At 54.8% G+C, this 26420-nt stretch carries 28 protein-coding genes and 2 pseudogenes; 10 read left to right on the top strand and 20 right to left on the bottom strand.

Annotation, left to right across the window (positions count from 1 at the left end; all coding sequences use genetic code 11):
- The 3 genes from ACJ8J4_RS02690 to ACJ8J4_RS02680 are packed head-to-tail and all read left to right on the top strand — an operon-like array spanning position 1 to position 2575.
- Complete coding sequence (locus ACJ8J4_RS02690; protein ID WP_049204005.1) at positions 1-915, top strand: ABC transporter substrate-binding protein; 915 nt, start codon at positions 1-3, stop codon at positions 913-915.
- A complete protein-coding gene (locus tag ACJ8J4_RS02685; RefSeq protein ID WP_025302790.1) occupies positions 912-1817 on the top strand; it encodes an amino acid ABC transporter permease in 906 nt (301 codons plus the stop codon). The genes ACJ8J4_RS02690 and ACJ8J4_RS02685 overlap by 4 nt, the downstream gene beginning before the upstream one ends.
- Positions 1814-2575, top strand: coding sequence for an amino acid ABC transporter ATP-binding protein (locus ACJ8J4_RS02680; protein ID WP_025302789.1), 762 nt, complete (start codon positions 1814-1816; stop codon positions 2573-2575). The genes ACJ8J4_RS02685 and ACJ8J4_RS02680 overlap by 4 nt, the downstream gene beginning before the upstream one ends.
- Before the next feature lie 39 nt (positions 2576-2614).
- Here ACJ8J4_RS02680 and ACJ8J4_RS02675 read toward each other — a convergent pair whose 3' ends face one another.
- The 3 genes from ACJ8J4_RS02675 to ACJ8J4_RS02665 form a co-directional block, all read right to left on the bottom strand.
- On the bottom strand, positions 2615-2752 hold the full coding sequence (locus ACJ8J4_RS02675) for an AcrZ family multidrug efflux pump-associated protein (RefSeq protein ID WP_016927779.1): 138 nt from the start codon (positions 2750-2752) through the stop codon (positions 2615-2617).
- A gap of 193 nt (positions 2753-2945) precedes the next feature.
- Entirely contained in the window at positions 2946-3416 is a 471-nt protein-coding gene (locus ACJ8J4_RS02670; protein ID WP_025302788.1) for an Rrf2 family transcriptional regulator, read from the bottom strand.
- 130 nt (positions 3417-3546) lie between these two features.
- Positions 3547-3942 carry a DUF427 domain-containing protein gene (locus ACJ8J4_RS02665; protein ID WP_025302787.1) on the bottom strand — a complete coding sequence of 132 codons (396 nt, stop codon included), beginning with the start codon at positions 3940-3942 and terminating at the stop codon, positions 3547-3549.
- Positions 3943-4173: 231 nt separating this feature from the next.
- Here ACJ8J4_RS02665 and osmB point away from each other — a divergent pair, with 231 nt between their 5' ends.
- Positions 4174-4386 carry an osmotically-inducible lipoprotein OsmB gene (gene osmB / locus ACJ8J4_RS02660; RefSeq protein ID WP_004940700.1) on the top strand — a complete coding sequence of 71 codons (213 nt, stop codon included), beginning with the start codon at positions 4174-4176 and terminating at the stop codon, positions 4384-4386.
- 154 nt (positions 4387-4540) lie between these two features.
- On the opposite strand, the gene ACJ8J4_RS02655 is transcribed toward osmB, so the two are convergent.
- Entirely contained in the window at positions 4541-6166 is a 1626-nt protein-coding gene (locus ACJ8J4_RS02655; RefSeq protein ID WP_425531524.1) for a methyl-accepting chemotaxis protein, read from the bottom strand.
- 336 nt (positions 6167-6502) lie between these two features.
- On the opposite strand from ACJ8J4_RS02655, the gene ACJ8J4_RS02650 reads away from it, so the two are divergent.
- Complete coding sequence (locus ACJ8J4_RS02650) at positions 6503-7741, top strand: hypothetical protein (protein WP_089195870.1); 1239 nt, start codon at positions 6503-6505, stop codon at positions 7739-7741.
- A gap of 49 nt (positions 7742-7790) precedes the next feature.
- A complete protein-coding gene (locus ACJ8J4_RS02645) occupies positions 7791-8186 on the top strand; it encodes an SRPBCC family protein (protein ID WP_264383938.1) in 396 nt (131 codons plus the stop codon).
- 6 nt (positions 8187-8192) lie between these two features.
- Here the strand turns inward: ACJ8J4_RS02645 and ACJ8J4_RS02640 are convergent, their stop codons facing one another.
- Together ACJ8J4_RS02640 and mrdA are read right to left on the bottom strand one after the other, a co-directional pair.
- Positions 8193-9911 carry a penicillin-binding transpeptidase domain-containing protein gene (locus ACJ8J4_RS02640; RefSeq protein ID WP_049295574.1) on the bottom strand — a complete coding sequence of 573 codons (1719 nt, stop codon included), beginning with the start codon at positions 9909-9911 and terminating at the stop codon, positions 8193-8195.
- A 107-nt stretch (positions 9912-10018) separates the two neighbouring features.
- Positions 10019-11944, bottom strand: a complete 1926-nt coding sequence (gene mrdA / locus ACJ8J4_RS02635; protein ID WP_264383937.1) for a penicillin-binding protein 2 — start codon at positions 11942-11944, stop codon at positions 10019-10021.
- Between the two features lie 294 nt (positions 11945-12238).
- Here mrdA and ACJ8J4_RS02630 point away from each other — a divergent pair, with 294 nt between their 5' ends.
- A complete protein-coding gene (locus ACJ8J4_RS02630) occupies positions 12239-12520 on the top strand; it encodes a YjcB family protein (RefSeq protein ID WP_004940713.1) in 282 nt (93 codons plus the stop codon).
- 36 nt (positions 12521-12556) lie between these two features.
- On the opposite strand, the gene ACJ8J4_RS02625 is transcribed toward ACJ8J4_RS02630, so the two are convergent.
- Positions 12557-13003 (bottom strand): MarR family winged helix-turn-helix transcriptional regulator, encoded by a 447-nt coding sequence (locus ACJ8J4_RS02625; RefSeq protein ID WP_038629307.1) that lies wholly within the window; start codon positions 13001-13003, stop codon positions 12557-12559.
- Between the two features lie 251 nt (positions 13004-13254).
- Between ACJ8J4_RS02625 and ACJ8J4_RS02620 the strand changes: the two genes are divergently transcribed.
- Complete coding sequence (locus ACJ8J4_RS02620) at positions 13255-14454, top strand: multidrug efflux MFS transporter (protein ID WP_004940721.1); 1200 nt, start codon at positions 13255-13257, stop codon at positions 14452-14454.
- Between the two features lie 171 nt (positions 14455-14625).
- Here the strand turns inward: ACJ8J4_RS02620 and ACJ8J4_RS02615 are convergent, their stop codons facing one another.
- The 4 genes from ACJ8J4_RS02615 to ACJ8J4_RS02600 form a co-directional block, all read right to left on the bottom strand.
- The gene (locus ACJ8J4_RS02615; RefSeq protein ID WP_025302780.1) at positions 14626-15117 is read right to left on the bottom strand and encodes a nuclear transport factor 2 family protein; all 492 of its coding nucleotides are present in this window, start codon (positions 15115-15117) and stop codon (positions 14626-14628) included.
- A gap of 9 nt (positions 15118-15126) precedes the next feature.
- Positions 15127-15579, bottom strand: a complete 453-nt coding sequence (locus ACJ8J4_RS02610) for a MoaF-related domain-containing protein (RefSeq protein ID WP_028127408.1) — start codon at positions 15577-15579, stop codon at positions 15127-15129.
- Positions 15580-15889: 310 nt separating this feature from the next.
- A complete protein-coding gene (locus ACJ8J4_RS02605) occupies positions 15890-16324 on the bottom strand; it encodes a glyoxalase/bleomycin resistance/dioxygenase family protein (RefSeq protein ID WP_060447195.1) in 435 nt (144 codons plus the stop codon).
- A gap of 17 nt (positions 16325-16341) precedes the next feature.
- Positions 16342-17211 carry a helix-turn-helix domain-containing protein gene (locus ACJ8J4_RS02600; RefSeq protein WP_164067056.1) on the bottom strand — a complete coding sequence of 290 codons (870 nt, stop codon included), beginning with the start codon at positions 17209-17211 and terminating at the stop codon, positions 16342-16344.
- A 181-nt stretch (positions 17212-17392) separates the two neighbouring features.
- Here ACJ8J4_RS02600 and ACJ8J4_RS02595 point away from each other — a divergent pair, with 181 nt between their 5' ends.
- Entirely contained in the window at positions 17393-18310 is a 918-nt protein-coding gene (locus ACJ8J4_RS02595) for a DMT family transporter (RefSeq protein ID WP_197758701.1), read from the top strand.
- A gap of 54 nt (positions 18311-18364) precedes the next feature.
- Positions 18365-19261 carry a PhzF family phenazine biosynthesis protein gene (locus ACJ8J4_RS02590; protein ID WP_089180882.1) on the top strand — a complete coding sequence of 299 codons (897 nt, stop codon included), beginning with the start codon at positions 18365-18367 and terminating at the stop codon, positions 19259-19261.
- Positions 19262-19308: 47 nt separating this feature from the next.
- Here ACJ8J4_RS02590 and ACJ8J4_RS02585 read toward each other — a convergent pair whose 3' ends face one another.
- The 9 genes and pseudogenes from ACJ8J4_RS02585 to ACJ8J4_RS02545 form a co-directional block, all read right to left on the bottom strand.
- Complete coding sequence (locus tag ACJ8J4_RS02585; RefSeq protein ID WP_148123419.1) at positions 19309-19839, bottom strand: hypothetical protein; 531 nt, start codon at positions 19837-19839, stop codon at positions 19309-19311.
- Between the two features lie 11 nt (positions 19840-19850).
- On the bottom strand, positions 19851-20606 hold the full coding sequence (locus ACJ8J4_RS02580; RefSeq protein ID WP_197835867.1) for an Appr-1-p processing protein: 756 nt from the start codon (positions 20604-20606) through the stop codon (positions 19851-19853).
- Positions 20607-20760: 154 nt separating this feature from the next.
- Positions 20761-21171 (bottom strand): hypothetical protein, encoded by a 411-nt coding sequence (locus ACJ8J4_RS02575; RefSeq protein WP_442515981.1) that lies wholly within the window; start codon positions 21169-21171, stop codon positions 20761-20763.
- 602 nt (positions 21172-21773) lie between these two features.
- Complete coding sequence (locus ACJ8J4_RS02570; RefSeq protein WP_152692839.1) at positions 21774-22151, bottom strand: hypothetical protein; 378 nt, start codon at positions 22149-22151, stop codon at positions 21774-21776.
- A 209-nt stretch (positions 22152-22360) separates the two neighbouring features.
- Positions 22361-22690: a hypothetical protein gene (locus ACJ8J4_RS02565; protein WP_227257831.1), complete on the bottom strand. Its 330-nt coding sequence runs from the start codon at positions 22688-22690 to the stop codon at positions 22361-22363.
- A pseudogene (locus tag ACJ8J4_RS02560) lies at positions 22683-23924 on the bottom strand (RHS repeat domain-containing protein); the annotation flags it as partial. The pseudogene ACJ8J4_RS02560 and the gene ACJ8J4_RS02565, both read right to left, overlap by 8 nt.
- 149 nt (positions 23925-24073) lie before the next feature.
- The gene (locus ACJ8J4_RS02555; RefSeq protein ID WP_043143939.1) at positions 24074-24427 is read right to left on the bottom strand and encodes a hypothetical protein; all 354 of its coding nucleotides are present in this window, start codon (positions 24425-24427) and stop codon (positions 24074-24076) included.
- A 3-nt stretch (positions 24428-24430) separates the two neighbouring features.
- Positions 24431-25696: pseudogene (locus ACJ8J4_RS02550) on the bottom strand (RHS repeat domain-containing protein); the annotation flags it as partial.
- A gap of 317 nt (positions 25697-26013) precedes the next feature.
- Positions 26014-26409 (bottom strand): hypothetical protein, encoded by a 396-nt coding sequence (locus tag ACJ8J4_RS02545; protein WP_043144027.1) that lies wholly within the window; start codon positions 26407-26409, stop codon positions 26014-26016.
- Positions 26410-26420 lie beyond the last annotated feature (11 nt).

The raw sequence follows: 26420 nt of genomic DNA, 5'->3' as shown, positions 1-26420 counted from the left end.
ATGAAAAACACATTCAAACGCACCGTACTGTCCCTGCTGTTGGCTTCCTCCACGCTGGCGCCGTTGGCCGCCGGTCATGCCGCTGAAGGCGATGTTCCCTTCAAGGCGGCGGTGAAAGCTGCCGCCGATCCGGCGCTGCACGACAGCCTGCCTGACGCTATCAAAAAGGCCGGCTATATCGTTGCCGGCACCAACCCGAACACCCCGCCGACCACCTTTTACCAGGCGGACAACAAAACGCTGGCCGGGCGTGAAATCGACGTGATGAGCGCAATTGCCGATCGCCTGGGCGTGGCGATCCACTGGAAGGACACCGGCGGTTTCGACAACATCATCCCCGGCCTGAAGTCCGGCCGTTATGACGTCGCGCTGGCCAACATTGACGCCAACAAAAAGCGCTTCCAGCAGGTGGACTTCGTCGGCTATTACAACGCTTCCAAACTGGCCTTGATCGCCCGCAAAGACGCTGCGCTTGGCCCTTACACCGAGCTGGCCCAGCTGTGCGGCCAGACCGTCGGCGCCGGCGCAGGTACCTCGCAAATCACCCGCCTGCAGCAGGCCAGCGATCAATGCGTCGCCGCCGGCAAGCCGGCCATCACCATGCCGATCTTCCCGGACCGGCCGGCCGGGGTGCAGGCGGTGATCAGCGGCCGCGTGCCGATGTTTTTCGGCCCGTATGAAGGGCTGCGCTACCAGGCCACCCACGTCAAACCGCTGACGCTGGCCGGTGATATCAACATCGACGGTACCACGGTGGCCATCGCCCTGCCGAAAGGCTCCGAACTGGTGAAACCGGTGCAGGCGGCGCTAAATTCGCTGATCGCCGACGGTAGCTACCAGAAAATCCTCGACGGCTGGGATATCGGTTTTGGTGCCGTGAAAACCGCCGGCATCAATGAAGAGATCGCAAAATGAGTGGGCAATACCCTGTCGACGACGCGGAACTGAGCATCGTTGGCCACCGGCATTACGGGCGCTGGCTCAGCGCCCTGGTTGTACTGCTGATCGTCGGCGTTATCGTCAATTCCATGCTGCACAACCCGCGCTTTGAATGGTCGGTGGTGGCGGAAAATCTTACCGAGGCGTCCATCCTCAACGGCGTGCTCATGACGCTGAAGCTGACGGTAATTTCGGTGGTGTTCGGCTTCGCCGGCGGCGTGCTGCTGGCGCTGATGCGCCTGTCGGCCAATCCGGTATTGGTGGCGGTAAGCTGGTTCTACACCTGGTTCTTCCGTGCAGTGCCGATGCTGGTGCAGCTGTTCCTGTGGTACAACATCGCCGCGCTTTATCCCCGCATCAGCTTGTGGATCCCGTTTCTGGGCGAAGTCGCCAGCGCACCGACCAATACCCTTATCAGCACCTTCAGCGCCGCGGTGATTGCGCTGGTGATGCATCAGTCGGCCTATGCGGCGGAGATCGTGCGCGCAGGCATCCAAAGCGTCGGCAGCGGCCAGTTGGAAGCCGCCAAAGCACTGGGCTACCGTCGTGGGCAAATCCTGTGGCGCGTGGTATTGCCGCAGGCGATGCGCACCATCCTGCCGCCGGCGGGCAATGAGGTGATCGGGCAGTTGAAAACCACCGCGGTGGTGTCGGTGATTGCCCTGCAGGACGTGCTGTATTCGGCGCAGATCATTTACCAACGCACCTACGAGGTCATCCCGCTGCTGCTGGTCGCCACCCTGTGGTATCTGGCCATGACTTCGATTCTGTCGATTGGTCAATACTACGTGGAGCGCTATTTTGGCCGCGGCACGCAGGCAACGCGCAGCGGCAGGTTCTTCCTCAACCGCAAAGCCCCTCAGGGAGGTGAACAATGAGCGCATCTATCCACATCAACCGGGTGCGGAAATCCTTTTCCGGCACCGACGTGTTGAAAAACATCAGCCTGACCATTCCGGCAGGTTCGGTAACGGTGATCCTCGGCCCTTCCGGCTCCGGCAAATCCACCCTGTTGCGCTGCATCAACCACCTGGAAAAGCTGGACGGCGGCACCATTCGTGTTGGCGAACAGCTGATCGGCTATCGCCAAAAAGGCCGGCATCTGTACGAGCTGAAAGAAGCCGAGGTGGCCGAACAGCGTAAAAGCATTGGCATGGTATTTCAGCAGTTCAACTTGTTTGCACACCGCACCGTGTTGCAAAACGTCAGCGACGCGCCGCTGCGGGTGAAAAAGGAAAAAAAAGCCGAGGTGCAGGAACGGGCGAAACAGCTGCTGACCCGCGTCGGGCTGGAACATCGCATCAACGCCTGGCCGCGTGAACTGTCCGGCGGCCAGCAGCAGCGCGTCGCCATCGCCCGCGCGCTGGCAATGAACCCACAGGTGTTGCTGTTTGATGAACCGACCTCCGCCCTCGATCCTGAATTGGTTGGCGAAGTGCTGCAGGTGATGAAAGACTTGGCGCATTCGGGCATGACCATGGTGGTGGTCACGCACGAAATCGGCTTCGCACGCGAAGTGGCCGACCAGATTGTCTTTATGGATCAGGGAAAGGTGGTTGAAACGGGCAGCGTGCAGCAGGTTCTGGATGCGCCGGGACATGAGAGGACGCGCAACTTCCTGGCGACGGTATTGTAACCCTCCGTCAGGGGGCGTTGCGTCCCCTGACGTTCAAATTCAGCCGTTATTTTTTCTGCCGATAGCGGAAAAGACGTTGAACACTTCACCCAGGCCGTAAATCGCGCCGAGCAAGACGGCCACCATTACCGGCACCAGGACCACCACGGTGGCCAAGCTTTCAATCATTTCTAACATCGTTCTCTCCTGGTTTATAAGCACAGCGAATCTACGCCGGAAGAAAAGGTTTCCGGCCAATCGATCGATTATCGTGGGGAGGCAGTCTAAAACGTGAGCTACATCACACTTGATGCGAGCTAATGTAACTTACACAATTACATTAACGCAATGCAAAAAATGCTCTGCGCGTAGCGGGAATTTGCGTGGTTTTTTATTGCGTATCCGCTTGATATTGCGGTGAACAAGGGACAAAAGGATAGCCTGCGCACCGTTCGACCTGCCCGGCCATTTCGGCGATGCTGGTTTGCGCCAGGCTGGCTTCCAGCGCGTGACCGACGCGTGCAAATTCTTGCTCCAGCACCGGGGTAATGGCGTGGCCGATATAGCACGCATCGTTAGGCCGGGTACGGTGCAGCATGAAATACGGTTGATCCTCTACCGCGCGATACACGTCCAGCAGCGAGATCGTTTCCGCCGGCCGCGCCAGCAGCGCCCCACCGCCTTGTCCCATCTGTGAATAGGTCAGCCCGGCCTCCGCCAGCGCGCCGAGGATGCGCCGTACTACCGTCGGATTCGTGTTGACGCTGCGCGCGATGTCTTCGGAACGCACCGTCTGGCCACGACACAGCGTGATATTGGTCAGAATATGGATGGCAACGGCAAATCGCGTAGAGGTAGACACCTTGGCACCTGCTCAGAGTTTCGTTTATGTCGGATTAAAACATAAGGAAAGCGTATCAATTTACGGTAATACACATAATGAGTAGGGATAATGAGAATGTCAACCTGCCCCGCCCGATGGCGGCGGCGGCTCACGCTTCTGTGCGGATCTCCGTCACTTTATCGGGATAAAATGCCAGATGATCCTTGATCGCTACCACGGCGTTGTAGGGCATTTCATAACTCCAGGCCACATTGGCCTCCTGCTCGCCGTTAAGCACAAGGGAGAAATAACTGCAGTCGCCCTTATAAGGGCAGTAGCTGACGTGCTCGTTTTTCTGCAACAGCGCCCGATTCACATCCTCACGCGGAAAGTAAAACACCGGCGGATAGGTGGCTTCCTGCAGGATGAGCACGTTGCGGCTGTCGGCCAGGGTCTGACCGGCTGCACGCACGACAACCCGCGCCGGATGGCGGGTCAAGGTGATTGGGTGGTCCGGGCCGGGGATTTTCACCGGTTTGCCGGATGCGGAAACGAGATCGGACATGGCGGCCTCCAGCGTGTGCGCCCCGCACCCCGCGAGGCGTCTTTCCAGTATAGACCCACGATTTTACCGGCGGCCGCACATTCGGCGAGCAATCGCTTTTCACCGCCGCAAAATTAAGAATTTTTACCTGTTCGATTTTCTTACGGAGGAATACATTCATCCCAACTTCTACCGGCAGGTTAATCGGATTATTTTTAATCCATTAATCAGTCAATTTACCAGGAACTCATTATGAATATTAAACGTGCCGCAGGTGTGTTGGTGGTGGTGATGGCAACGCTTTCCGTTACCGCATGTGGGCATATGTCCAATCGCGATCGCAACACGGCGATCGGCGCTGGCGTCGGTGCAGTCGGCGGTGCGGTGCTGACCGACGGCAGCACGCTGGGTACCCTCGGCGGCGCGGCGCTGGGTGGCATTATCGGCCACCAGACCAGCCGTTAATCATCGCGTTAAAATAATCTCTGCAGGCCGGCATTTTTTTAATCCATAAGCGCCGGTCTGTTTTTTATTTATCGAAATAACGTCCCTCAGCGGTGGAAAATAATAAATAACGTTTAGCGCAGCTTTATTATTCATTAACCTGCGTCAGGGTTATTTATTGCACAGGCAGCCTGAAACGCGCCATCGCTTTTTCCAACCGTTCCGATTCGCCCTGCAGCGACTGAGAAGCGTCGGTCACCGCGTTCACCACAGCGCCGGTTTGTTGCACCACCTGATTCAGCGCCGCAATGCGCGCCGTCACGTCCTGAATGCTCTCCCCCTGATTGAAAGACGCCTGCGAGATTTCCCCCATCAGGGCACTGCATTTGTTCACCAGATCGATAATCTGGCGCAGGTTGCCGGTCAGCAGATCCACCGCCTGCGAACCTTGATCGATTTGCTGCAGTGAACGGTTGATCAACTGCTGAATATCGCGCGTCGAATGGCTGCTCTTTTGCGCCAACAGACCCACCTCTTTGGCTACGATGGCAAAGCCGCGGCCGTGAACGCCGGCATGCGCGGCCTCGATCGCCGCATTCAGCGCCAGAATATGGGTCTGGAACGCCACGCTGTCGATCAGCGCGACGATGCCACGCATCTCGGCCGATTGGTTGACGATCCCTTGGATTGAAACATTGACGGTTTCCATCATCTGCTCACCGGCGCCGGCGTACTGCCGGGCTTGTTCGGTTCGTTGGCTGGCCTGCTGGGCGTATTGGCCGTTTTCTTCCACCCGCGCCGCCAGCTGCTGCACGTGCTCGGTCGCCAACTGCAATTCGCCGTCCTGCTTCGCCGATTGTGCCGTCAACTGGCGATTGCCGTCCGCCAGCCGGCCGACGCCACTCAGGATCCCGCTCGCCGCATCGCGCACCTCGCTCACCAGCCGCTGCAGGCCGTTTTGCATATGGCCAATGCTGGTCTGCAGCTGACGCATCTCGCGGTTCAACGCCCGCTCAGGCGGCAGCGGCCGCGAAAGATCGCCGGCGGCCAGCACGTTGAGGTGCGCGATTGCCCGCTGCAGCGGTGCGATAACCCAGCGAGAGACGCCGACCCAGACCCCTACGGCAATCAGCACCAGCGCCGCCAGCGCGCCAAACGCAAAGATCTTGGCCTGCTCCAGCGCCGCCAATTGCCGCACGTTGACGTCATCGCCACGCCGCTCGTTCAGCGTCTGGTAGGCAAGATACTTCTCGTTGAAATCCGCCTGAAACGCCTGGATCGGCACGGCGAAAAACGCATCGACGCTGGCGCTGCTTTGCAACCCTTGCGCCTGTTCCTTCAGGCCGTCATAGAACAGACGATAGCTGTCTTTCAGGGCGCCCACCGCTCCGGGCGCAGCCGCGCTCAAGCGCTCGAACCGGGCAAAGGCCTGCTTTGAAGCCGCCAACGCCGCCAACGATTCATCCAGCAGGCTATGCCAACTGCCCTCGGAGCCGGTGGCTTTATCCTGCAGATAATAGATGCCCGCACGGTTCAGGGTATCGCTGGCCGTCAGCAGCGACAGTCTGGCGCGATCCATTGTCGCCTGCTGGCGATGCAACGCATCGCCCGTCACCAGATTAACCTTGGCGTCGCGCAAAATATTGGAAATAAATAGGGTGGAAAACAATTGCAGCAGAGAAAATAGCGCGATAACGCAAATTACCCCGCTTAATAAGCCCATACTCTTGCCGAAGCCAAACGCACGCGGTAGCGCTGCCGCAGGTTTTACCCTGCGGCCCAGTGTCAGTTTTATGTTCATGATTTTTAGTCAGTCATACCAGGATGCCGCGAGTCTAACGGGCATTGATGACACGACTATTTCAGCCTGCTCTGCGTCGCCCCCGCCGGCCAAGATCCCCCAATAATCGGTATTGCCCGTCAACTCTCATTTTTATTTCTTGACTTGTTTAATACCGGATTTATAGTTTTTCCATTAAAAAAGAAACAAAGTTTCATATATTAACCGGCGCGGCATTTAATATATGAAACGCTCAATAAAATCGTCTCAAATATAAAACCGATGAGCGTAAATGCCCTGTTCACAGGTGAAACTCGCTCGCCTTAATAAACAGTCTATTTTCTTCAGGGGCCTGCTATGCGCAAGATCACGCTTTGTTTTTTCCTTGTTTCACCAGTGAGTTATGCAACCGTCGCCGCATTGCCCAACGATGTTGCCACCACCGCGGCGCCGGTAAAAAAAAGCCGCCCGGCATTTCCGCATATTCATTGGCAAAGCGAGGATAATAAAAAGAATATTGATATCGGCGGTGCACTGCGCGCCAATTATCGCTATGAAGACTGGCACAGTAGCAATTATCGGAATCCTCCGCATTTACGCTTTGACGCTTTTCGCATCGATGCCGTCGGCCAGGTAAACGATGCATTTTTCGATGGCGGATTCTGGTTTCAGGATCGGCGCAAATACGCCATCGACCGCGCCTATGTCGGCTATCACCTGTCTGAACGTTCCGCCGTGCAACTGGGCGCGCCGTTCAAACCGTTCGGCCTGATGCCCTACCCGCAGTTCGGCTGGTCGTACGGCATTCCGTTTTACCTCGGCTTTGGCGTCAACACCGGGCTGGGCGCCAAATACCAATATCAGCATGACGATTGGGCCTTCGACGCCGCCTATTACCCGCGCATGATGCCGACCGGCGTGCGTTACGCCCCCGACGTCGCCAGCTACGACGATTTGAAAAACACCAACTATGCGTCACAGCACCTGCAGCGCAACGAAAAACGCGATCAGATAAACCTGCGGCTGACGCGCGCTTTCCACCAGGGCGGCTGGGACAATGAGCTCGGCGGTTCGCTGGCGGCCTCACGGCTCTACAACCAGGCTACCGGCGATAACGGCAGCTTCTGGGCGGCAGGCCTGCATACGCTGGTGAATAACGATCCCTGGCATCTGTCCGGCCAGGTGATCCGCTACGGTTACGACGCCAAAGGCCCGGCCGGGGCCAACAATTCGGTGATCCTGATGGGCGGCAACGGCCTGACGCCGGCCTATCTGATCCCGTCGCAGGCCACCACCGCCGCCATCAACCTGGCGCGCGACGTCGACGTACCCTGGGGGCCGGTGAAAAAGCTGCGCTTCTACAACGACTACAGCGTGCTCTGGAAGGATAAGCACGGCGGTTCCGACTCCAAAATGAATACGCTCGGGGTGCAGGTGTTCGCCATGCCGGTGATGCTGTGGGTGGATCTGACCTGGGCGCAGAACGCCAACCCGTGGGGCGGCGTGGAAAACGCCACCGGTTGGACCGGCACGCAATCCTCCGGCAGCAATAAATGGTATTTTCGCACTAACGTGAACATCGGTTACTACTTCTGAGCACGGCGAGATCTACACTGAAGTATCACCGCCAACCGGAGAAGCCACGATGCTGAGCGCGCAAACGCTGCATATTGCCATCAACCGCCCCTGTGACGAGGTGTACGCCTTTCTCAGCCAGCCGGAAAATTTCCCCTTGTGGGCCAAAGGGTTAGCCAACAGTTTACGGCAGGAAGATGAAGAATGGGTGGCAGACACCCCACAGGGAAAACTTCGTATTCGCTTCAGCGCGCCGAATGCCTTCGGCGTGCTGGATCATTGGGTGACGCTGCCGAACGGCGGCGTGGTCTACGTGCCGCTGCGCGCGCTCGCCAACCGGCACGGCACCGAGGTGATCTTCACCCTGTTCCGCCAGCCGGGCATGGACGACGCGCTGTTCGCCCGCGACGCCGGGCTGGTGAACGCCGATCTGCAGGCGCTAAAGCGCCTGCTGGAATCGCGCTAATCCCCATCAGCTCTTGACCGACGACACCACGTTAAGCGGTTGGGCATCCGGCAGGATATTCATGTGCTCCAGCACCTGGGCCATGATCTTGCCGAACACCGGCCCCGCCACCGAACCGCCGAAGTGCTTGCCGGCTTTCGGGTTGTTGACCATCACCACCAGCGCCACCTGCGGATCGCTTGCCGGCGCCACGCCGGCGGTGTAGTTGATGTAGCCGCCGTCGTATTTGCCGCTGGGGCCCATTTTCTCGGCGGTACCGGTTTTGATCGCCAGCCTATAGCCCGGCACCGCGGCGCTCACCCCGCTGCCGCCAGGCAAGGCGTCGCTCTCCATCATATGCACCACGGACCGTACCGTATCCGCCGGCAGAATACGTTGCCCCATCACCGGCGGCGTCACCTTGGTGATCGACAGCGGGCGATAAATGCCGAAGGAACCGATAGCAGCATATTCGCGTGCCATCTGCAGCGGCGTCACGCGCAGCCCATAGCCGAAGGAGAAGGTAGCGCGTTCGATATCGGCCCAGCGTTCACGGTGCTGCGGCAGATAGCCGCTGCTCTCGTTGCCGATGCCAAGCTCGGTCGGCCGCCCCAGGCCAAAGCTACGGTAGACCGCCGGCAGCACGGTGGCCGGCAGCGCCAGCGCAATGTGCGATACCGCGATGTCGCTCGATTTTTGCAGCACGCCGGTGATGGTCAGTTTCGACCAGTGGCCGACGTCTTTGATCAGGTGACCGTTCACCCGATACGGCGTGGTGTCCAACACGGTATCCGGCCGGATCAGCTTATGTTCCAACCCCACCATCACCACCACCGGTTTCACCGTCGAACCCGGTTCGAAGCTGTCGCTGCTGCACACGTTGCGGATATCTTTCGCCGGCGTGCTGCCATAGTTGTTCGGGTTGAACGACGGATAGCTGGCCATACCGAGGATTTCGCCGGTGTCGATCTTGACCAGTACCGCACAGCCGGAGTCGGCCTGGTTAGCCACCACGCCGTCGCGGATCTGCGCATAGAGCACGTACTGGATAAATTTGTCGATGCTGAGCGTCACGTTCGGCGGTGGCACCGGATCCACGCTTTTGAGCACGCCGATCACCGCGCCGCTGCCATCCTTCTGATAGACCCGCAGGCCGTTTTTTCCCTGCAACAGCGGGTTGAAGCCCAGCTCGATGCCCTCCAGTCCCTGATTGTCCTGGCCGACGATACCGATCAGCCCGGCGGCATCCTGGCCCATCGGATAAAAGCGGCTGAAATCCTGCTCGGCGCTGACGCCGGTCAGGTGCAGTTTGCTGATGTAGGCGGCGTTGTCGTCCTCCACCTTGCGCGCCAGGTAGACAAAACGTTTGTGCGCGTTGCTCTGGATCAGATGCTGTACGTCCGCCAGCGGGATCTTCAGCACGTTGGCCATACTCTGCCAGCGTTCGTTACCGGTATCGGTCTGGGTATCGAGAATATGCTTCGGGTCCAGCACGATGTCTTTGGAGGACACGCTGACCGCCAGCGCCTCATCGTTGCGATCGGTGATCATAGCGCGGTTGGTCGGCACCACCTGGGTGCGGATCGAACGCTGGTCGGCCTGATCCGCCAACTGCTGGTGTTCCAGCAGCTGCAGGTAGCCGACCCTGAACGCCAACAGAAAAAAACAGACCAGCATGCCGGCGCAAATCCAGCCGAAACGAACTGTGGAATAGGTTTTACCGCTCTTTTTGGTCGATGGCGCCACTGTTGTGTTAACCCTACGTTTTTATTCGGTTTATGGTGTTATTTCAGTCTACCTTGCCGGAAATGGTCAGGAGATTGCAGTTTGTAAGAAAGTAAAAACAAACCGCATCACCGTTGCACATCCGCACTGTCGTTTAACTGCAGTTTACTTTGCGGCATATCACCGGGCTGTGGCGCGTTGGCCGGGTCAAAAATATGGTCGAGGATCGCGCGTGCGGTCGGCCCCGCCACCACGCCGTCGCCACCGCCGTTTTCCAGGATCAGCGCCATCGCCACCCGGGGGTTTTTGTAAGGCGCGAACAGCGTATAGAAGATGTGATCGCGTAGCCGCACCGGGATCATTTTGGCGTTGTAGGTCTGGTTTTGCTTCAGGCTGAACACCTGCGAGGTGCCGGATTTGGCGGCGATCTGGTACGGCGCGGTATGGAACAGCTTGTAACCGGTGCCGTTCGGCAGGTTGGCCATGCCGTACATGCCGTTGCGCACAATGCCCCAGTAAGGCGAGTGGGGATCACCGATTTGCGCCGCTTGCGCCGGCGGCTGGTAGCGCGTCACCCGGTTGCCCTGCTGCAGCGAATACAGCAGATGCGGCGTTTTCACCTGGCCGTTGTTGATCAGCGTGGTCAGCGCTTTTACCATCTGGATTGGCGTCGCCACCCAATACCCCTGGCCGATGCCCACCGAAACCGTATCCCCCTGATACCAGCCTTTTTTGTGCACCTTCAGCTTCCAGTCGCGGCTTGGCAGCACCCCGCGATACTCTTCGTTCAGATCGATGCCGGTGGACTGGCCGTAGCCGAACTGGCTCAGCCAGTGGTGAATACGATCGATGCCCATCTCATACGCCACCTGATAAAAGAAGGTGTCGGCAGACTCCTCGATCGCTTTGGTGACGTTGAGCATGCCGTGGCCGGTTTTCAGCCAGTCGCGGTAGCGGCGCTCGGTGCCGGGCAGCGTCCAGGTCGGCGCGCCGAAAAAGGTGGTGGTGGGCGTGATCACCCCGGCGAACAGCGCCGAAACGGCCATGTAGGGCTTCACCGTGGACGCCGGCGGGTACAGCCCCTGGGTGACGCGGTTGATTAGGGGCAGATCCGGGTTGCGGAGCAGCGCCTTATAGGCCTGATAGCCGATGCCTTTGACGAAGGGATTGGGATCGTAACTGGGGCTGGAGACCATCGCCAGAATGCCGCCGTCGCGCGGATCTTCCACCACCACCGCGGCGCGCTGCCCCTTCAGCACCGATTCAATGTACTGCTGCAGCGGCAGATCCAGCGTCAGGTAGATGTTTTTGCCGGCCTTCGGCGGCTGCTCCTTCAGCAGGCGGATCACCCGCCCGTGGTTATCCACTTCCACCTCCTGATAGCCGGTGGTGCCGTGCAGCTCGGACTCGTAATAGGCTTCGATGCCCTGTTTGCCGATGTTGCGGTCGGCGGCGTAGTTTTCGCTCAGGCCGGCCTTGTCCAGGCGCTTGAGATCGCTGTCGTTGATCTTCGACACATAGCCCAGAACGTGCGCCAGCTGAGCGCCGTAAGGATATTCACGCTGTTGATAGGTATCGATTGTTACCCCGTCGAAACGGTATTGATTGACGGCAAAACGCGCCACCTCGGTGTCGCTCAGCCCGGTTTTTAGCGTCACCGGCTTGTAACGGCTGTTGTGGTGCATGTCATCGCGAAACGCGCTGATGTCCTCCGGCGTCAGGTCGACGATCGGCGTCAGCGCCTGCAGCAGCGCCGCCATGTCGGTGATTTTGCTGGGCGTGATCTCGATACGATACAGTGTCACGTTTCGCACCAGCGGAGTGCCGTTACGATCAAAGATCAGCCCGCGGCTGGGAGCTAGCGGCAGCATCTTGATGTCGTTCTGGTTGGAGCGCGTCTGGTAAAAGCCGTGCTGGCGGATTTGCAGCCGGTAGAGGTTGACGATCAATACGCCGAAGCACACCACTACCAGCGCCAGCGCCACGCCTGCCCGGCGGATAAACAGTCTTTCTTCCGCAGAGTGGTCGCGAATTGTTTCTTTTAACAGGGCCATGCAGTGCCGGTACCTTTTGCGTCACATTTCCCCGCAAAATCAGGGGGCTGAAAAGCCGGCAAGCATAGCGTTATCGGGCGCGACGCCCCATGAAAAGGTTGCTAATGAAATGGCATAACTGTTTCAGCATATTGGAATGTTACCGGCGGCGATTTTTTCACCGCGATCCCCATTGAGCCCCCGTTCGCCCCAATGCTACAATGTGATCTTAATCACACTATTACCGATATTCCCCCGCATTTCCCTGTCGGCGCCCTGCCGGATGCGGCTTTTTGTTACATAGGATCGAGTTCGATGAGTACCATTGCCACCGGTTTAGTCATGATGCGCTGGGAGTTGCTGAGCGCCGTGATGATGTTCTTCGCCAGCCAGTTAAACGTCGTTTGCCGTAAAACCAGCCGCAACGGCATGGCGTTCATGTTCAGCAGCCTGGGCCTGTTTACCGCCTGCTGGTTCGTGATGGGCCTGATGGGCATCCACCTTACCCTGGAAGCCTTCACCCAGTTCTGGTCATCGGCCTGGGATCGCTACGTGGACGTGGTCAGCACCATGCCGGCCGATTGGCCGATGCCGTAACCTCGCTGCACGGGCGGCGCACCGGCCGCCCAGCGATTATTCCTCGTCCGTTGGCGCCGCCGCCAGCCGCGCCATCAACGCCCCCGCCTCAACCAACAGCGCCTGTTCTTGCTCCGTTAAACAACTTTCCATCGCCGCCAGCAGCCACGCCTCGCGCCGGCTGCGGCTTTGCTGCAGCAGGCCCAGCCCGGCGGGCGTCAGACGTACCCGCACCCGGCGTTTATCTTCGGCATCCGGCGTGCGCACCAGCAGCCCGTCGGCCTCCAGCTCACGCAACGCGGCCGCCAGGTTAGAGGAACGCATGCGCTCCGATTCCGCCAGCAGCGACGGCGTCGCCTCGCCGCCGTGGCGATCGATAGCCCCCAACAGCATCAGCTGGGCCCAGGATTTTTCGTCGCTACGCGACTCGCGCCGTAAACGGCGCACCAGCGACATTAACTGCGTGCGCAGCAGCGTCACGTCTTCAGGGTGATCTTTTTTCATTGGCATCAATCTAGCGTTCAGTTTATCCCTGCTTTCACACCGCCGGATCGCGCAGTGCCCTGCCTGGCTACCGCGCCGCTCTGGCTTAACCTAGTTATCTATGATAATATAGCTATTAATATATAGCAAAAAAGACACTGCATCGGCAGGGTTACGTTTGCTCACGCATTTGCCCCTCGCCGATTAATTTGCAGTGTTATTATTATTTTGCTTAATAAATCCCTCCTTATTCAACGTGGTACGGTAAGCCGATGGAAGCGTGGAAAGTCAATCTGATCTCGGTCTGGCTCGGGTGTTTCTTCACCGGGCTGGCGATGAGCCAAATCCTCCCTTTTCTGCCGCTGTACGTCGAACAGCTCGGCGTCAGCGATCACCAATCCCTCAGCCTGTGGTCCGGGCTGGTGTTCAGCGGCACCTTTTTGGTCTCGGCGGTGGTCTCGCCGCTGTGGGGCAGCCTGGCCGACCGCAAAGGCCGCAAGCTGATGCTGCTGCGCGCCTCGCTGGGCATGGCGATCGTCATCGCGCTGCAGGGGCTGGCCACTAACGTGTGGCAGCTGTTCGCGCTGCGCGCCCTGATGGGGCTGACGTCCGGCTATATTCCCAACGCCATGGCGCTGGTCGCCTCGCAGGCGCCGCGTGATAAAAGCGGCTGGGCGCTGGGCACGCTCTCTACCGGGCAGATCTCCGGCGTGATCGCCGGGCCGCTGTTGGGCGGGCTGATGGCCGACCATCTGGGGCTGCGGGTGGTATTTTTCGTCACCGCCGGGCTGATGTTCGTCAGCTTCCTGGTGACGCTGTTCCTGATTAAAGAGCGGCGCATCACGGTGAAAAAAGCGGATCAGCTGAGCGGCAAGGCGGTATTCCGTTCGCTGCCCTATCCGACGCTGATCGTCACCCTGTTCGTTTGTACCCTGATGATCCAGCTGGCTAACTCGTCCATCAGCCCGATCCTGACGCTGTTCATTCGCGAGCTATCGGGCGACGTCAGCAATATCGCCTTTGTCAGCGGCATGATCGCCGCCGTGCCCGGCATTGCGGCGCTGATCTCGGCGCCACGCCTCGGGCGGCTCGGCGATCGCATCGGCACCGCGCGCATCCTGATCGCCGCGCTGCTGTTCACCACCGGCCTGTTCGCCGTGATGGCCTGGGTCAATACGCCGCTGCAGCTGGGCATTCTGCGCTTCCTGCTGGGTTTTGCCGACGGCGCGCTGATGCCGGCGGTGCAAGCGCTGCTGCTGAAGTATTCCTCCGATCAGGTGACCGGGCGCATCTTCGGCTATAACCAATCCTTCATGTACCTGGGGAACGTGGTTGGCCCGCTGCTGGGATCGGGCATTTCGGCGATGATGGGGTTCCGTTGGGTGTTCGCCGTCACGGCAGTCTTGGTGCTTTGCAATGCGCTGCAGCTGCGCCATCAGTTCAAAAAAGTGGAAAATCAACGTGCGGGATAACGGGGAATGTGGGGAAACGCCTCAAGCAGTGGCGGGACAATGACGCCCATCAACCGTACCACCACTGCCAAAGGCGGCCGTAGCCTACTCGACGCGGCGGTCATTTAATATTTATGTAAGTAAATAAAGTGTTGCAGGCGCGTAGAGGGCCGCCGCAGCGGCCCTTGTGGCTCAGAACATGGTATTGTCGTTAGCCGATTTTTCCGGCACATCCTGATTGACGTCCCAATGCTCGGTGATTTTCCCCTGATCGTTCACCCGATAAATATCCACGCTGGCGGTGCCGCGATCCTGCGGGTTATTTTGGTATTTGACGTGAACGTAGACCAGATCGCCGTTGACCGCGCTGCGGTATATTTTGGCGCTGTATTGCGGATTGTCTTTAAAGGTCTGGCTGAAGAAATCGAGGAACGGCTTGATGCCGTCGCCGACGAACGGGTTATGCTGCTTGTAGTTTTCCACAATCAGCCTCTGCGCCACGCCGATGTCGTGGCGGTTGAAGAAGCCCGCGTACAGATCTTCCACCACCTTCAGCTTTTGCTGGGCATGATGATAGCCGCCCTTGCCGGCCGACTTTTGCGACGCCGCCTGATCCGTTGACAACGCCGGGTAACTCGCCAGCAAGCCGCCGACGATCGCACAGGCGATCAATGCCTTTTTCATAACTGCTCCTTAGTTTCCTGAGTGACCTACGATTTTCAGCTGCCCTTTCAGATGGGTGAAGCTGCCGTCCTTGGCGGCGATGTTGGTGTACACCTCGCCGCGCTCAAAGTCCTCGATATGCGTCACGTTGTCGCCGGACTGCGGTTCGTGCCAATAAACCATGTAGACCTTCGGCCGAATCTCCACTGCGGTGTACTGTACCGTGTCGGTAATGCCCTGCGACGCCTCGCCGATACCGGTGAAGGTCATGGTCTTGTCATCGGTAAAATCCAGCTTGAAGGCGAAATCGCCGAAGGTCACCTGCACCACTTTACCGACCGCAATAAACTGCCCGTGTTTTTCCGTCATCGTCGCCGCCTTACTGTTTGTCAGGGAGGGTTGCGCCGCCATAGCGGCAGGCAATGCCAGGGGGAAAGTCAGGGCTATCGCCAACGCGATGCCCGTTCGTTTCACTGTTTTCATCGTTCCTTCTCCTTTCCGTGGTTGAAAACGAGAATCATTATTATTTCTTAAGCATTGATGGAAATATAAGAATAATCTCTATTCCCATCAGTCACCTGGCGGCAAAAAAAGACGGGGGAAAATCGCCGTAAAATGGCATGGCAATAGCGCGTTCTGGCCCTTGGTTTTTACGCAATGAACGGGATTACTGCTTTCAGGGAAGGAAACAACTCGGGGATTCGATAGGTCTATAGCGCAGATCGCTTTAAGCTAATGCGTATTTGTTCTTAGGCCGCCCGCCGCTGCAAAACGGCGGCGAACGGCACGGCGTTTAACGCAGCCAGGGCGTATAGGTGACGCCAACCAGCAGTCCTTCCGGGCTGAGCAACCGGGTAACGCGTTGCCCCCACGGCTCTTCGCGGTTGGCGACCAACAGCCGATAACCGCGATCGACCAGCCCCTGGGTGGCTACCGCCATGTCGGCTACGTCAAACTCGATCCACGCCTGCGGCACCGCGAGATCCGCCGGCCAGCGATCGTCGCCAAAGCAGGACTGCGCCGCCTGCGCCAGCGGCCACAGGGCAAAATGCTTCACGCCGTCCAGCGCGCCCTGCTCCGACAGCAGATAGCTCTCGTTGCCCGGCATCGGCTTGAGCGGCAGCCCCAGCGCCTCGACATAAAACGCCTTGCTCTCGTCGCTCTCACGCGTGATGGGCCCGAATCCGGCGACAAACAACACGCCCAGCCCGGCAAATTGTTGATCCATGCTGCACTCCCCTTCGGTTAGCGCCCCTGCCGCACCTGCAGCGGAGCAAATCCATAGGCCGCCTTGAAGCGGTTGCTGAAATGGCTGGCGGAACTGAAGCCGCACGCCAACGCGATCTCGGTGATCGGCTGTTGGCTATGCCGCAACAGCTGTTCCGCCCGCTGCAGGCGGGCGCGCATCACAAACTGGTGCGGCGCCAGGCCAGTGGCGTGCTTGAACATGCGGGCGAAATGGTATTCGCTCAACCCGGCCTGCGCCGCCAGATCCGCCAACAGCAAAGGCCGATCGAGGTGGCTTGCGATATATTCCCGCACCCGCCTGGCTACCGCAGGGGCCAGGCCGCCGCGCACCGGCGGCAGCTTCCACTGCAGCTGGCTGTAGCGCTGGATCAGGTGTGACATCAGCAGGTTCGACGCGCTGCTGAGCGCCAGCAGATTGGCGCTGTCTTGCCAATCGCAGTTGAGCAAAAACTGGCGGTACAGCAGCGTGATCTGCGGATCTTCGCCGAAGCTGCGCGGCTCCACGTTGATCGCCGCCGGGCTGCGATCCCAGGTTTGCTCCGCCAGCTGCCGCAGATGCCCGTCGGTGCAGTACAGATGCACGAACGACAGATCGCTGCGCACATCCCAGGTGGAGGCGTATTGGCGCGGCATGATGCAGAACCGATCCGGCCCGCCGCCGTTGCGCCAGCCGCCCGGCACCTGCTGGTAGCACTCATAGCCGTCGGCGACGTACAGGCTCAGGGTATGGTGGTCGGCGCTTTCCTGCGTGACGCGATCGTTGCAGTTGGACCAGGCCGCCAGCTCCACGCCGGTGCCCAGCAGCACGCTGCCGTGCAGCCGCGCCTTGTGCTCACGCAGTGTTTCAAACGCCTGATAGTTGGACATCGCCGGCCCCGTTGTTCGACATGCCGACAGTGTAAAGAGTGGCGCCGCGGCATGCCAGCCGCCGCCCCGCGCTTTTGGCAAAAAAAGCGCAAGAATATGCAACTGAGCGCAAAGCGCTGCAAGCGCCGCCGCGCGCCAAAGCGGATACTGCGCCATCGGTTTTTTCGGAGTAACAAATAGAATGAATGCGCTGTTGTACCTCGCCGTGGTGCTGATTTGGGGCACCACCTGGATTGCGATCACCCTGCAACAGGAAGGGCCGGTGGCCATTCCCGTCTCAATCGCTTACCGCTTCGCCATTTCCGCCGCGGTGATGTTCGCCGTGCTGTTGTTAACGCGCCGCCTGCGCCGTCTCGCCCCGCGCGATCATCTGTTCTGCGTGCTGCAGGGCTGCTGCGTGTTCGGCTTCAACTTCTTCTGCTTTTACCACGCGGCGGCTTACATCAGCAGCGGGCTGGAATCGGTGATCTTCTCGATGGCGGTGCTGTTCAACGCCCTCAACAGCCTGCTGTTCTTCCGCCAGCGCCCCAGCCCCAACCTGCTGCCGGCGGCGCTGCTGGGGTTGACCGGCATCGTGGCGCTGTTCTGGCAAGATCTGGCCGCCACCCGCATGGCGCCGGAGCTGCTTAAAGGCATCGGCCTGAGCGCGCTCGGCACCTACGGCTTCTCGCTGGGCAATATGATCAGCACGCGCCATCAGCGCCGCGGGCTGGATATTTTTTCCACTAACACCTACGCCATGACCTACGGCGCGATGCTGATGGCGCTGATCGCCCTGGCGCAGGGCGCGTCGTTCCAGATGGAATACAGCAGCCGCTATATCGGCTCCCTGCTGTACCTGGCTGTCTTCGGATCGGTGATCGCCTTCGCCGCCTACTTCAGCCTGCTCGGCCGCATCGGCGCCGGCGCGGCGGCCTACAGCACCCTGCTGTTCCCGCTGGTGGCGCTGACCATCTCAACGATCTACGAAGGCTATCAGTGGCACTTCAACGCCGTGCTGGGCCTGTGCCTGATCCTGCTGGGCAACCTGGTGATGTTCGCCAAGCCGGGGCTGAAGTGGCGACGGGCAGATATCTCAAAACAAAACTCAACCCTTTGAAGCCATTGGCGAATATCGTTATCATCAGGTTTTGTTGATAACGGATGATGGCCAATGCTCAGAAGTGATGATGTGACACCCCGCGCCTACAAACAGGTGGACGTTTTCACCGCCACGCCGCTGCTCGGCAATCCCGTGGCGGTGGTGCTGGAGGCCGAAGGGCTGAACGACGCGCAGATGCTGGCATTGGCCCGTTGGACCAACCTTTCGGAAACCACCTTTGTGCTTAAACCGACGCACCCGGTGGCGGATTATAAGGTGCGCATTTTCACCACCGAAAAAGAGCTGCCCTTCGCCGGCCACCCGACGCTGGGCACCGCCTACGCCCTGCTGGAAGCCGGATTGGCACCTAAACGGCCTGGGACGGTGATGCAGGAATGCGGCGTCGGCCTGGTGGCGGTCAATATCCAGCCGGAAGGCACCTTGGCGTTCGCCGCGCCCGAAGTTGAGCTCAGCCCAATGGCGGCTGAGGAAACAGAACGGCTGATGGCCGCTTTACGGCCCGCGATGATTGCAGCAAGCCCCCTGCCGGTGATTGCCGAGATGGGTATTCGCTGGCTGATGGTGCGCCTGCCGGACGCGCAGTCCTGCCTGGCGGTGACGCCGGATCAGGCCACGATTAAACAGCTGCAAACGGCGTGTGATGTGGATGGCGTGGTGATTTATGGCGCCTGCCCCGCAACCGAACCGGCCGATTACGAAATGCGTGCGTTTATGGTGGAATGCGGTGTTTTGATTGAAGATCCGGTGACCGGCAGCGCCAACGCCTGCCTGGCGCGCTTGCTGCAAGCCAGCCGCTTCCCAGACGGCGGCCAGACCGCACAGGGCTACCTGGTGCGCCAGGGCACCCAACTGAATCGAGATGGCCGCGTGAGCGTGCGCTTTATTGACGGCGAACCCTGGATCGGCGGGCACTGCCGCACCCTGATTAACGGCACATTGGGTATTTAGTTTGGGGGAGGAATAAGAGGATGGTGAGCATCTTTTGGGAACGTCAATTAGCAACTCTCAAAGCCTATGTTTAGCTGTTCTTCATTACATAGGTCAACAAACTGCTGAGAGACAATTATCCTTTCACAATAGATGCTATCCCTAGCAATAAAGAACTCCCTGTCACACTTGTAAGCAGGCACATCAATGAGCTTGCTTCCATCCCCAAGCTCTCTGAACGTCGAGGCTTCCTCATCAATAATTGAAAAATAATTATTCACTTTACACAGAAGCATCGTTTCAGTTACGTTTTCTACCGCACATTCATAGAATAACATTTCAGACGAAACCTTGCGTTCAAATACAGCCTTAGCTCTTTTTGAAAAAATTGGAATTCCGAGACTGGCAGGAAAATAGTCATGCAAATTAAAAATATCGCTACTCAAAGCGCTTGGCACTTTCCCTTTTGGCAGTGAGTAGGATAGGAACTTACCATCACCTTCATTCCAAATAAAAAAGCTGGACAATCTTGATTTCGGATCGGGAAAACAAATCAAGTTATCGCCAAATGTAAAGCTACTGAAAGTATAGAAGTTCATGTCACTCTCACTCAACCTAATTTAACGATATTGCATTTTATTCTCTTTCTTGCCAAGCACTCTTTAATTAGAGAAAAAATAGCATCCCAATCACCACCTCCCAATCCTGCACCAATCATAGGTGATTGTATACTAAGCCTTTCTTTTAATGCATAATCAGAAACCAGACTTAGGCATTCTTTCAGTGCTTCATATGAAACATACTGAGCATTATCATCTTTACTTTTCTTTAGTCCATCCTGAGCCAACATATTTGCAACATATATCCGCTCGTTTCCGTTCACACAGATGAATTGTACATTCCCGAGAAAAAAATCCTTTTTTTCAGAGAACCACTTTAAATATCCTTCCTTTACTGCTGGATAGCGTTTTGATAGAGGAACAACAAAGCCTTTTCCCCACTTACCCTTATTATTCACAATATGAATGATCATTTTAGATTTTGACAAAGGAATAGATTCATCACCATAACTAAAACTGACATAATCATTCAAAACATCAGGGGTGATTGTCTTATCCCATTCACTTTCAAATTCAAGACTAGTTATCAACTTTGACTCAGAAAGATCAAGCTCACTTTTCTTACCATCATAAAGTAAAAAACCTATATCTTCGTGCCAATCTTCCAAAGATGAGGATGAATAATACAAATCATTTATTATAGTTATTTGTCTTGTTGCAACATCGCCATTAAACTCAGTATAGATCCTCCCTTCGCCAGAAATGAGTTCACATTTACCTTTATAATAATTCTTATCGGACTCCACAGTTCTTTCCTCCTCCTACGACAGATGGAATAAGCTATTTCTAACAATCAATCACCATGTTACTTACAATAACCCTCTAATTTTCAATGCCACTATCAAAAAACTCAAAGCTTCAATTAACTACTAGCATTCAATAATCTCGAAATCCTTTGAACTATGAAATGAGAAAACCGAAAAAATTATTTGATTCTAAAGATAATAGCCGCTCATCGTCACCTGCCTTATATTTTAAGAAAACCCCTGAGGACGGATCGTCACTATAATTTACTCCAACTATGATAACCTCCTGCTCAGTTTTAAATGACTGGGAATAAATTGACATCATAGAAAATTGATCATCCACATCTACCTCAAACCGCGGAGCGATGTTTTCAACCAAATGTGAATTAACAACCCCATCATTACCGATGTAAACCTCAAAAACAACCTCACCAGATATAAAGTAAATCCTGTCATACATCGGGTGAAAAATCGGTGGTGTATCCGAATCTATGTAGCCAGTGACAACTATATCACTCACCCCAAATTTAATTAAATGTTCACTAAACTCACTCATATATTCCATAAGCTAACGCCAGAATGAAAAATCAGATACGAAAATTTCGTTTATTATCAGACCACTAGGAATATGATTTATCGCATCGGAAATCTCATCATATGGGGATGGGAGGATAAACGAAACACCAAAATCATCATTAATAATGATGGAGCCATTGTATATTTTCTGCGACATCGTCAGCTTTATTATATCTATCACACTCATTCTGGGAAATATGATTCCATTGTAGCCCCTTGATAATGAGCATTACATCCAAGTGACAAAATGACACCGTCTTTATCAGTTACGATGGTCAAGGTATTGTCGACTGTATATGACTTTCGATCACTCCCGTCAGGTAGGAAGTGGTTTTTAATCTTAACACTAAATCTGGAGTGCATCTCATTAATATATAGTGAAATATTTTCATTTAGAACGACATTCCCTATGAAAACACCCGACACAATCCTCGCGTTAAAATCAATCATGTTAGACACCGTAATATTAAATGATTTATCAATGTGTACGGATGGATATTTCAAAATTATCAAACCTGCTCTTTTAGATACTTTTCATTCTAGACATTCAGAACCGACTGAGAATTGTCGGCTCTAGCAACATCACTTATTTTAATCATTAAAAACTAGAGTGTTTCTCTCAAGATTGTGATCTTTTATATAACTATCTTCCCATTCAAAATAATCATTCGGTGCTGTACGAGGAAAACCCTTCTCAAAATATCTATCACCATATGACATTACCATACCCCAATAATATTCATCCTCATGACCTAACATACAGGCCTCCATGAAATTCTCGGGTGGTGTTGTAAACATAGGCGTATTGTTAATTATGTAACTTGCTTCCTCTTCACTTTTTCTTCCATAAAAAACAATCACTCCATAAATAATATGGACCCAAGAATAAAAATTCATAATGACACTTTCATTTTTACTAGATTCATTCAAAAATACCAGATTGTCAATTAATCTATTATTTTCAAACATATTAATCATTACCCACCTAGATTATACACCGTGTCACTTACTTCCAATAACGCACTAATCCGATCAATGTAACACCAGAAAATATTCGCCGAACAGTCGCCGTTGTCACATCACTCCTGCGACAACCGACGGTGCTGCCACAGGAGGCTTATAAACTCTTCGAACTATGTGGTTAGTAAGAGAGAGTATTACCCTCCTATTAAGATACTTTATCTTGGTTTAAATGGATGAAGACATTGTTTAAAGACTTCTCTCATAGTCTCGTCACTCATTTTATTTAAAGAATCATGTTGATATTTATTAATTTTGTTCATTACTGCAATCTCATTGTCCGGGTTTTGTATGTCATAAAATTTTCGCTCAAACTCTCCAAGATAATCAATAGCAATCAACTTATCAAATAAACTATTGATTGCATAACTACCAGCATACTCTAATGATTCAACATCATCACAAGAAAACTTAACATACATTATAAGCTTCTTCAGTGCACTAATTTCAGCCTGAGTAACAATTATTTTCTTTTCATTTTCATCCACCACAGCTCCCCCTTGCCTTAATCTGATTAAAGGTTAATTTACTTCTCGTTTCATAATTCATTTTAGATACTATGGAATAAGGATTCCCCCCAGAGTAAAGGACATCTTTTAACTTCAACCTTCCATTATGAATGTATTCAAGGGCAGATGACTGTTTTATGTTACTCATTTGCACAGGATCTGCTTTAAAGATAATAGCATAATCACCTCTTCCTACATGCTTAGGATCATTAATAAGAATGTCCCGCATGACATCGTTAGGTGACATAAGTATATCTGTTATATAAACCTTCCCCTTGGCATTAGCCTCGAGAACTCCTGTTTTCATTATACTCTCAAAACCGCTTTTATCCGTATAATGTATAAAGACACTTTCACCACTCAACCCCAACGGATCCACCCACATCAGCGGGTTCGGCGCATACTGATAAAGGTTCAGCCCGCCGCGCAGCCCTATCGGATCCTGCGTGGTGAAACGCCCCACCTCGGGTTCGTAGTAGCGGAACAGGTTGTAGTGCAGGCCGCTTTCGTCGTCCTGGTATTGCCCGGCGTAGCGCAGCGGCTGCTGGTATTGCGCGCCCTGCCGCTTCGCCGCGCCGGCCACCGTCTGGCCCTGCAGCTTGCCGAAGGTGTCGTATTGCCCGGACCAGCACAGGTTGCCCGCTGCATCGGTCACTTCCAGCGGCGCGCTGTTCAGATCGGTGTGGTACCAGTAAATATCAGCCGAGCGGCTGTCGCCCGCCTGCTCCAGCGCCGCCAGCGGGCTCCACGGGCTGGCCGGATCGTAGCTCCAGCTGCGGCGGCTGCCGTCGTCGCGCTGCTCCTGCAGCAACCGGTAACCCTGCCACAGGAAACGGGTCGTCTGTTCGGTTTTGCCCTTGTAGTGCACCGTTTTGCGGCTGCGGCGGCCCAGCGCGTCGTAATGGTACTGCGCCTCGAACTCGCCCTGCGGGCCGCGGCCGTGCGCCTGCACCAGCCGATTGTCGGCGTCGTAGCGGTAGTGCTGTTCATACAGGCCGTTGCGCCGGCTGATCAGGTTGCCCCAGGCATCGTAACGGTAAAACAGTTTTTGCCAGTGCGTCAGCCGGTTGTCGGCGATCGGCGCCAGCGGCAGGTGCGCGTCGATGTCGCTCTGCGGGCTGCGCTCGCCCAGCAGGTTATCCGCCAGATCGTACACCAGCCGCGCGCCCGGTTTGCCCTGATTGGGTTCGCGGTGTTGCAGCAGGCGGCCTTTGATGCAACTAACAATCTAATGTTTTTACTCTTCCTTTTTTTATTTTTAAAGAACCTAATATCTCCTTTTCAAGCTTTGATCTTATATCTCATATTTAATGCTGCTCACTAAAGAGCCCCAAAGAAAGGATCCTTTCGACAGCTTGTCGGTCACTCTTCTTCGATGCACTCATCACTTATGTTCGATAATCCATCAAGTTGATTAAACGCATTCTTCAAGAATTTGTACCTGCTGAGTTTTTCTGGATTCTTCCCATTAGTGAAAGACACCTTAATTATCGTGCTAAACTCTTTGTTATCTTCCTCTAACCACTCATTAGAGTGAGGAATATAATTATCAGTAATGGTTAACTTGTCTGCATAAAGGCCAGTATATGCAAAGTAAACACCAAAATAGGAACTGTCATACTCCGAGCAAGTTACATCCCATTTATCGTCCAGTAATTTGCTCACTTCTTTTTTTGATATAACACTGCCATATTTTAAAAAATATAATTTTTTCATAATTTATCCACCACATTTACCAGGTATTCTAGTTCCCTTTCCTTTAGCCTTAACTTCAGCAGCAGACTCAAAGACCATTGCGTTCACAGGTCTACCTCCTGACATTTTAGATAATTTTTGCAATGTATCATCAATACCTAATTTCTTAGCCATTTCACTACCCATATCAATTGGTCCAGTGCGCCCTCCTTTTCCTATTCCAAGCTGTTCTGCTTTTTGATATAGCTCAGGATGTGAAATAGCAACGTCAAAATCACTAACACGGCCAACATCAAATGGTTGACCTGTAGAGAAACTTACCCCCGATACGGAGCTTCCTTGCATATATGAAACTGTGCCGGGATATCCTGATTTACTCATTCCTGCCTGTAATGCTTCACCGAATTGTTTAAATTGGCCGAAACTATTAAAGCCATGTGGAACTCCTTCTACAGATAACCCAAACGGATCCACCCACATCAGCGGGTTCGGCGCATACTGATAAAGGTTCAATCCGCCGCGCAGCCCTATCGGATCCTGCGTGGTGAAACGCCCCACCTCGGGTTCGTAGTAGCGGAACAGGTTGTAGTGCAGGCCACTTTCGTCATCCTGGTATTGCCCGGCATAGCGCAGCGGCTGCTGATACTGCGCGCCCTGCCGCTTCGCCGCGCCGGCCACCGTCTGGCCCTGCAGCTTGCCGAAGGTGTCGTATTGCCCGGACCAGCACAGGTTGCCCGCCGCGTCGGTCACCTCCAGCGGCGCGCTGTTCAGATCGGTGTGATACCAGTAAATATCCGCCGAGCGGCTGTCGCCCGCCTGCTCCAGCGCCGCCAGCGGGCTCCACGGGCTGGCCGGATCGTAGCTCCAGCTGCGGCGGCTGCCGTCGTCGCGCTGCTCCTGCAGCAGCCGGTAGCCCTGCCACAGGAAACGGGTCGTCTGTTCGGTTTTGCCCTTGTAGCGCACCGCCTTGCGGCTGCGGCGGCCCAGCGCGTCGTAATGGTACTGCGCTTCGAACTCGCCCTGCGGGCCGCGGCCGTGCGCCTGCACCAGCCGGTTGTCGGCGTCGTAGCGGTAGTGCTGTTCGTACAGGCCGTTGCGCCGGCTGATCAGGTTGCCCCAGGCGTCGTAACGATAAAACAGTTTTTGCCAGTGCGTCAGACGGTTATCGGCGATCGGCGCCAGCGGCAGGTGCGCGTCGATGTCGCTCTGCGGGCTGCGCTCGCCCAGCAGGTTATCCGCCAGATCGTACACCAGCCGCGCGCCCGGTTTGCCCTGATTGGGTCGGCGGTGTTATGCAACAGGCGGCCTTTGCTTAAAAAAATTTATTGAATACTGTCTTTTTTTCTCTAAAACCTATCTTTTTTAAAGAGCAATATGTTATTTAAATACTCACTTTACTAATTTATGATTTGGAGATCCTCCAATACCCCTTGTCTACATAAGCTACCGCAGTATTTGCTCAGTCTGTTCAACTAACGACTTTCTAAACTTATTAACCACTCCAAAATTGATTTTATATTCTGAACTTAAACTATTTTTATCCACTTAACCAACTCGTACTAATAAAAACACTTTAATGAACTAGCACCAGACAGCTATAGCTACATTTAATCTTTATCACCATCGATATAGTTACTAAATCCTTGGAATATAAAATCATCAAACTCAATATTCACACTCCAATCATCTCCCAACTGTGAAATGAACTTTTTACCTTTTTCACATACAACGTTAAGTTTTGCATAAGAGGCCTTTCTCCAGTTGATAATATTAATGTTATCACAACCAGTGCCGTTTAACTCTATGACCAAAACATTGAAATCCTTTCCCCAACCCCCCCATTTACTCACATCAACTGCTGGTTTCTGATGTGTATGTATCTTAACTGACAGACGTCCTTCGACATCGAAAACAATCTGCCCAATATATACACTTTCTTCCAAACCATTAGGGAATACTTTTTTTAAAAACTCGTTTCTTCTTACAAAATCCAATAAATTCATATAATCACCAA

The sequence above is a fragment of the Serratia sp. CY47280 genome (assembly GCF_052168655.1).
Taxonomy (GTDB): domain Bacteria; phylum Pseudomonadota; class Gammaproteobacteria; order Enterobacterales; family Enterobacteriaceae; genus Serratia; species Serratia bockelmannii.
The sequence above is the reverse complement of the archived record's forward strand: the minus strand, read 5'-3'. Positions and strand labels throughout refer to the sequence as shown.